We start from the raw sequence: 577 nt of genomic DNA on the forward strand, positions 1-577 counted from the left end.
GACTCCAGCCGCGTCTCGACCTGCTCGGCCACCTCGTCGAACGCGGTGGTGTGCTCACGGGCCGCCTGCGCCTGCTCACGGTCCGCCGCGGCCTGGGCCGACCGCACCCGGTCCACAGCCCGCCGGTGCGCGATCGTCGCCGCCCACGCACCGACACTGCCCGCCTCCGGCCGGTACCGGGCCGCCTGCCGCCACAAGTCGACCATCACCTCCTGCGCCACCTCCTCGGACTGCGCCCGGTCCCGCACGACCTTCACCACGACCCCGAACACCATGGGCGCGAGGGCGTCGTAGAGGACAGAGAAGGACTCCTTGTCGCCGTGCGCGACCTTCTGCATGACCTCGGCGAGGTCGTTTCGGACGGGCTCGCCGGAGCGGTCTGCACGGAACGGGACGGATTGGTTCACGGGCGGGGCTCCGGCGTTGGTGAGAAGGCGAAGGGGCGGCCGGGGGCGGCCGTCGGGGGGCGGGGCGTCCATCGCATGCCGGTCCTCGTGTCGTTGCGGCCGGGGCGGGAGGGACCCGCGGGGGGGGGGTTGGGCGGGGGAGGTTTTGCTTTTTTCCCCTTTTTTTGGGA

At 72.6% G+C, this 577-nt stretch carries 1 protein-coding gene; it reads right to left on the reverse strand.

Annotation, left to right across the window (positions count from 1 at the left end):
* A partial coding sequence (locus ACZ7JZ_RS35830; protein ID WP_470947314.1) for a sigma factor occupies positions 1-407 on the reverse strand: 407 nt, incomplete at its 3' end.
* Positions 408-577 lie beyond the last annotated feature (170 nt).

The organism is Streptomyces sp. NPDC038213, from assembly GCF_055600495.1.